This is a genomic window from Actinokineospora sp., from assembly GCF_050699995.1.
In the GTDB taxonomy this organism is placed as follows: Bacteria; Actinomycetota; Actinomycetes; order Mycobacteriales; family Pseudonocardiaceae; genus Actinokineospora.
Map to the genome: position 1 here is coordinate 1 of NZ_JBOHGC010000579.1, position 6,064 is coordinate 6,064.

Here is a 6,064-nt window from a genome sequence, read left to right on the forward strand (position 1 = left end):
TCGCCTTCCGGCGAGCCCGAATTACCGCCGTCACCGCAGGCCAGGCCACACTCGATCAATATCCCGCCAGGTCCGCGACCAGCACATCAGCCACCGCATAACTGCGAAACCTCAGCTGTGACGAGGAAACCGGCTTTCGGGTCGTGCACTACTGGGTCTGCCACGGCCACGTCCGGGGAGCCGAGATCGAGGTGTGGCCGCCGTTCCCGTTGATCGCGGCCAGTCGGCTGGCCCACCGCGACCACCCCATCGAGGAGGTCGAAGGTGTGGAGACCAAGGAGAAGGAGTCGGAGCTGGATTCGATCGTGAGCGGTGAGGTGGTCCATCACTTCTTCGCTTACGCCACCAGCAGTGGCCGGGCCACGGAGCTCGCGGACGCGCATGCTCGGGAACTTGTCGCACGGTGACGGCCGCTACGCGGCGCCTGCTGGGGTGAGGAGCAGGCGTTCGACGAACCAGAACAGGCCGATCACGCCGACGATGGCGGCCGCGGTGATGTGGGCGCGGGACGACCAGGAATGGCGGCGGGCCAGCAGGAGCAGCGGGAACACCAGCAGGACCACCAGGACCTGACCGAGTTCGATCCCCACGTTGAAGCTGAGCAGCGCGCCGATCAGGCCCCCGCCGAAGTCGTCGGTGAAGCTCAGGGCGCCGGCGAACCCCAATCCGTGCAGCAGGCCGAAGGCGAAGACGATCACGGTCCGGTACCGCGACTCGCCGCGCACGATGGTCTCCACCGCCACGTACACGATGGAGGCCGCGATCAGTGGTTCGACGACCGCCCCCGGGATGTCGACCCACCCCAGCACCGCCAGGGCGAGGGTGACGCTGTGCGCCACGGTGAAGGCCGTGGCGAGCCGGATGACGCCGCGCCAGCTTTGCGCGCCGAGTAGGAGCAGCACGAGGAAGAGCACGTGGTCGAGGCCGAGCAGGATGTGTTCGAGCCCCAGCCCGACGAAGCGGCCCATCGACGAGAGGAAGCCGGCGCCCGGTGATTCGGGCACCCCGGCCGCGGCGGCGCTCCGTTCGCCGACGCGAAGTTCGCGGTGGGCGCCCTCGAACACATCGCTCCCGCCGACCCCGCCCAGCACGTAGTCGACGACGTTCATGTGGTCGGACCCGATGGCGTGCGACTCCGCGAACACCCCGTAGCGCACGGTGTACTGCCCGCTCGCCGCGCTCGGGCAGGTGTAGACAAGGTGCAGGCGCGCGTACAGGAAGTTCTGCCGCTTCACGATTCCCGTGCCGTCCAGCTTGGCCGCGCACGCGACACCGTCGTGTTCGACGACCAGCCGCTCGGTCACGTACGGCGTCACCTTCTCGCGCCCCTGTGCGAGGAAGGCCTCGTGCTCGGCGTCGCCGGTCTCGACCGGCAGCTTGCCCAGGCCGGTGACCTGGGTGAGCGTGTCGTAGTCCAGTTCCAGCCGGTACCGGACCAGCGTGCCCTCCTGGCGGATCACCGATGTGCCGTCGGTCGTCGGGACGTGCGCCGACGCCACCGCCCCGGTCAGTCCCATCAGGATTCCCACCAGGACCACCAGGCCCAGTGCGAATCGGACACCGAGGAAGGCGCGCAGCGAAGCCAAGATCGTCACGAACGGAAAGGGAAGCCGACGGACAAGGGGAGCGCGTGGCCGCCGGGTTTCCGGGCCGCGAATTCTTGGCGAACCGTCCTCAGAGGACTAGACCACCCGATGTCGCCCGATGTTCAACACCGGTTCCGTGTTCATTCGATGTTCGTGCCGACGCCAGTCCGCCGATGTTCTTGATCTTTAGCCTTCTGCGGCGACCGCGCTTCCCCCCTAAGCGCGGTCACATCCTCGCAAGAGAGAAGGCACCGAATGGGTTTACGAAGTAGCCGCCTCATCCGTCCGTCGATCGGAGCGGCGGCCGTCGTCGCCACGGTCGCGGGCTCGATCGCCGTGATGTCCCCCCAGATCGCTGTCGCGGCGACGAACACGTTCACCGCGGTCGCGGACACCTACGTCCAGGACACCACCGGCACCACCAACTACGGCACGTCGACGCAGTTCGTGGTGGACAACTCCCCGGTCCGCCGGACGTTGCTGAAGTTCAGCGTCAGCGGCCTCACCTCGGCCGTCACCAGCGCCAAGCTGCGCATCCACGTCAACAGCGGCGGCGGCAGCGGCAGCGGCGGCACCTGGCGGGCCATGGTCGACACCACCTGGTCCGAGACCGGTGTCACCTGGAACAACCAGCCCGCCATCGGCGGGGCCACGCTGGGCACCCTCGGCGCGGTCTCGGCGAGCACCTGGTACGAGATCGACGTGACCTCCCACGTCACGGGCAACGGCACCTTCAGCATCGGCGGCACCTCCACCAGCACCGATGGCGCCTACTGGGACACCAGGGAGACCGGCGCGAACGCGCCGCAGCTCGTGGTCACCTCCGGCACGCCCACGACCACCACCACGCCCACGACCACCACCACGACCACACCCCCGCCTTCGGGTGACCCGGTCCTGGTGGGCGCGGGCGACATCGCCAACTGCGGCACCGTGGGCGACGCGGCCACCGCGAACCTGCTCGACGGCATCACCGGCACCGTCATGGCCATCGGCGACACCGCCTACCCGGACGGCACGGCGTCGGACTACACCAACTGCTACGGCCCGACCTGGGGCAGGCACAAGTCCCGCACCAAGCCGGCCACCGGCAACCACGAGTACCACACCTCGGGCGCGTCGGGTTACTTCAACTACTTCGGTGCCTCCGCGGGTGACCCGGCGAAGGGCTACTACTCCTTCGACCTGGGCAACTGGCACGTCGTGGCGCTCAACTCCAACTGCTCGATCGTGTCCTGCTCGGCGGGCTCGGCCCAGGAACAGTGGCTGCGCAACGACCTGGCCGCCACCTCCAAGCCGTGCACCGCGGCCTACTGGCACCACCCGCGCTACACCTCGGGCGCCAGCCACGGCCCGAACACCGCGGTCAAGCCGCTGTACCAGGCGTTGTACGACCACAACGCCGAGGTGATCGTGACCGGCCACAACCACAACTACGAGCGGTTCGCCCCGATGGACGCCAACGGCGTCCTGAACAACACCAGCGGCATCCGGCAGTTCGTCGCGGGCATGGGCGGCACCGGCCTGGGCGGTTTCGGCACCGTCCAGCCCAACAGCCAGGTGCGCAACAGCAGCACCTGGGGCGTGTTGAAGCTGACGCTGCACGCCAACAGCTACGACTGGGCGTTCGTCCCCGAGGCGGGCAAGACCTTCACCGACAGCGGCACCACCGCGTGCCACTGATAGCAGGCCAGTGAACGGGTGCCCTCCCCGATCGGGGAGGGCACCCCTCCCGCTCACCTGAAACGGATGCCCGCATGTATCTGTCATCGATCGACCGCCCGGCCGCCGACGCGCCGGATGGCACCCGCCGACGCGGGCTGGCCGTCGTCGGCGGCAACGTGGTCGCGCTCGGCTCGGTCAGTCTCGTCACCGACATTTCCGCCGAGATGGTCAGCGCGATCCTGCCGGTGTACCTGGTGTTCGGGCTGTCGATGAGCCCGATGGCCTACGGCGTGCTCGACGGCCTCTACACCGGTGCCACCGCGCTGCTGCGGCTCGTCGGCGGCTATGTCGCCGACCGGATCCGCAAACCCAAGGCGGTGGCGGGCGTGGGGTACGCGATGTCCGCGGTGGCCAAGCTCGGTTTGCTGCTGGCGGGCCGGTCGGTGGGGGCGATCGGTCTCGTCATCGCCTTCGACCGGGCCGGGAAGGGGCTGCGCACCGCGCCACGGGACGCGCTGATCAGCCTGTCGGCGCCGCCGGACGCGTTGGGCCGCGCCTTCGGCGTCCACCGGGCCATGGACAGCTTCGGCGCGTTCCTCGGACCGCTCGTCGCCATCGCGGTGCTGGCCGCCGCGGGCCAGGCTTTCGACGCCGTGCTGGTCACCAGCGCCTGCATCGCCGCGCTCGGCGTGCTCATCCTCGTGCTCTTCGTCCGCGACCGGGTCGACGACCGCCCACCCGCGGCACGGATGGCCCGCCCCGACGTCGCCTCCCTGCTGCGCAACGCACCGGTGCGCAGGCTGCTGCTGGCGGCTTGCCTGCTCGGGTTCGCCGTCATCGGCGACGGCTTCGTCTACCTGCTGCTGCAGCGCCGGGAGGCCATCGAGCTCGGCTGGTTCCCGCTGCTCGCTGTGGGCACCAGCCTGGCGTACCTGCTGTTGGCCATTCCTTTGGGAGCGCTGGCCGACCGGGTCGGCCGGGTGCCGATCCTGCTCGGCGGCTACGTGGCGCTGATCGCCGTCTACCTGCTCTTGTTCGGTCCGCTGGGGGGCTGGCCGCTTCTGGTGGCGGTGCCCGTTCTTTACGGTTTGTTCTACGCGGCGACGGATGGCGTGCTGATGGCGATGGCCGGGCGCGTGGTGCCCGAGGATCTGCGCACCACCGGTATCGCGCTGATCCAGACCGGGCAGGCGCTCGCCTACCTCGCCTCGTCTGTCCTTTTCGGACTCGCGTGGCAGCTGTGGGGGCCGGTCGCCGCCAGCAGGCTGGCCGCCGTGGTCACCGTACTGGCCGTCATCGCCACCGCATCGCTGCTGTTCAACCGATCCAACCCCGACACTGCCCCTGAGGTGACCGCATGACCGAGCCGTCCACACTCGACACCGAGACGCCGCGGGTGAGCCCGCCGCCCGCGCCGCCCCGGTTCGGGCGCACCGCCCGCGTCGCCACGATGGTGGTCGCCACCATTGTGTTGGCGGGATTGGCGATCGGCTACGTCGGCTTCAAGAAGTCGTCCAAGCCCGCGGAGGCGCCCGCCACGGCCGAGACGGTCTCGCTGGCGCCCGGTCCGCGGCTGCTCACCCTCACGAGCACCGGACAGGTGACCACGGTCGACAAGGCGAACCCGGGCGGCGCCCGCGCGGTGTCGACGACCAAGTGCGACCGCGTCCACGCCGCGGCCGGGACGGGGGCGTGCCTGTTCGCCGACGGGGTGATCGGCACCGTATGGCTGCGCGTCCTCGACGCGGATCTGCGCGAGCGCAAGGCAATCGAGATCAGCGGCGTGCCGAATCGGGTCCGCGTCTCGGCCAGCGGCCGGATGGTCGCCTGGACCGCGTTCGTCGGCGGCGACAGCTACGCCACCCTCAACTTCGCCACCCGCACCGGCATCTACGACACCAAGACCGGAACGGTGTTCAAGACGCTGGAAACCTTCGCCGTCACCCGCGACGGCAAGCCGTACCAGTCGGTCGACGTCAACTACTGGGGCGTGACCTTCACCGCCGACGACAACACCTTCTACGCCACGATGTACACCGACGGGCGCCGCTACCTGGTAAAGGGCGACTTCGCCGCCCGAACCGTCGAGACCCTGCGCGACCAGTTCGAGTGCCCGTCGCTTTCGCCTGACGGCACCCGGATCGCGTTCAAGTCGGCCATCGACGGCGACTACACGCTGGGCTGGCGGCTGTCGGTGTTGGACCTCGCCACCAACCAGGTCACCACCACCGCCGAGACCCGCAGCGTGGACGACCAGGCGGCGTGGCTGGACAACTCGACGCTTTCCTATGTCCAGCAACTCGATGATGGTGGCAAGGAGGTCTGGACCGTCCCCGCCGACGGCTCCGGCAAGCCCACCCTCCTACTGCGTGACGCGCATTCGCCGACAGCCCTGGGCTGAGCGCGCCTAGCGGTGGAACCGGCGCTACACGCGGCGGGTGGGATTGGTGGTGTCGCGGGCGCAGGAGGCTGCCCTCAGGGGCGGATTCCAATGCCACTCCGCATAAACTTCCTTTGTCAAGCTCGCCCGTCGAGATGCGATTCAGCGACTTCCTTCGAGATTTGGCCTCGCACAAACCCACAATGAAGTGGAGATCTCGCACGGAAGTTCCGAATTCTGTCTTGATCGCATGAGCGAGGTTAAAGGAGTGCTCGGACAGATCTGAGGTTTCGCACTTTTCGTGAGGACACGGTTGGTTGATCTTCACGTGACACGGGGCGATGACGGCGACACTGGCCGGACATGGCGGAAGCATCGGCGTTCCTTATAACCGCCCGTTGTCGGGAGATTCGCCGATGCTTCCAGCGCTCAC

Annotated in this window: 5 protein-coding genes; 4 read left to right on the forward strand and 1 reads right to left on the reverse strand. The window is 68.6% G+C overall.

Going from position 1 to position 6,064, the window contains the following annotated elements; all coding sequences use genetic code 11:
* Window positions 1-143: 143 nt before the first annotated feature.
* Window positions 144-407 (forward strand): hypothetical protein, encoded by a 264-nt coding sequence (locus ACRDSQ_RS28095; protein WP_431425174.1) that lies wholly within the window; start codon window positions 144-146, stop codon window positions 405-407.
* 6 nt (window positions 408-413) lie between these two features.
* On the opposite strand, the gene ACRDSQ_RS28100 is transcribed toward ACRDSQ_RS28095, so the two are convergent.
* Complete coding sequence (locus ACRDSQ_RS28100; protein WP_431425175.1) at window positions 414-1,595, reverse strand: HupE/UreJ family protein; 1,182 nt, start codon at window positions 1,593-1,595, stop codon at window positions 414-416.
* A 246-nt stretch (window positions 1,596-1,841) separates the two neighbouring features.
* On the opposite strand from ACRDSQ_RS28100, the gene ACRDSQ_RS28105 reads away from it, so the two are divergent.
* The 3 genes from ACRDSQ_RS28105 (at window position 1,842) to ACRDSQ_RS28115 (ending at window position 5,652) form a co-directional block, all read left to right on the forward strand.
* Entirely contained in the window at window positions 1,842-3,269 is a 1,428-nt protein-coding gene (locus ACRDSQ_RS28105) for a DUF7594 domain-containing protein (protein WP_431425177.1), read from the forward strand.
* Window positions 3,270-3,343: 74 nt separating this feature from the next.
* The gene (locus ACRDSQ_RS28110; RefSeq protein ID WP_431425179.1) at window positions 3,344-4,612 is read left to right on the forward strand and encodes an MFS transporter; all 1,269 of its coding nucleotides are present in this window, start codon (window positions 3,344-3,346) and stop codon (window positions 4,610-4,612) included.
* Window positions 4,609-5,652: a hypothetical protein gene (locus ACRDSQ_RS28115; RefSeq protein ID WP_431425181.1), complete on the forward strand. Its 1,044-nt coding sequence runs from the start codon at window positions 4,609-4,611 to the stop codon at window positions 5,650-5,652. The genes ACRDSQ_RS28110 and ACRDSQ_RS28115 overlap by 4 nt, the downstream gene beginning before the upstream one ends.
* The last annotated feature ends 412 nt before the right edge of the window (window positions 5,653-6,064 follow it).

Coding starts and splice junctions, on each gene's coding strand:
- ACRDSQ_RS28105 (WP_431425177.1), top strand. CDS start 1,842: ATGGGTTTACGAAGTAGCCGCCTCATCCGTCCGTCGATCGGAGCGGCG.
- ACRDSQ_RS28110 (WP_431425179.1), top strand. CDS start 3,344: ATGTATCTGTCATCGATCGACCGCCCGGCCGCCGACGCGCCGGATGGC.
- ACRDSQ_RS28115 (WP_431425181.1), top strand. CDS start 4,609: ATGACCGAGCCGTCCACACTCGACACCGAGACGCCGCGGGTGAGCCCG.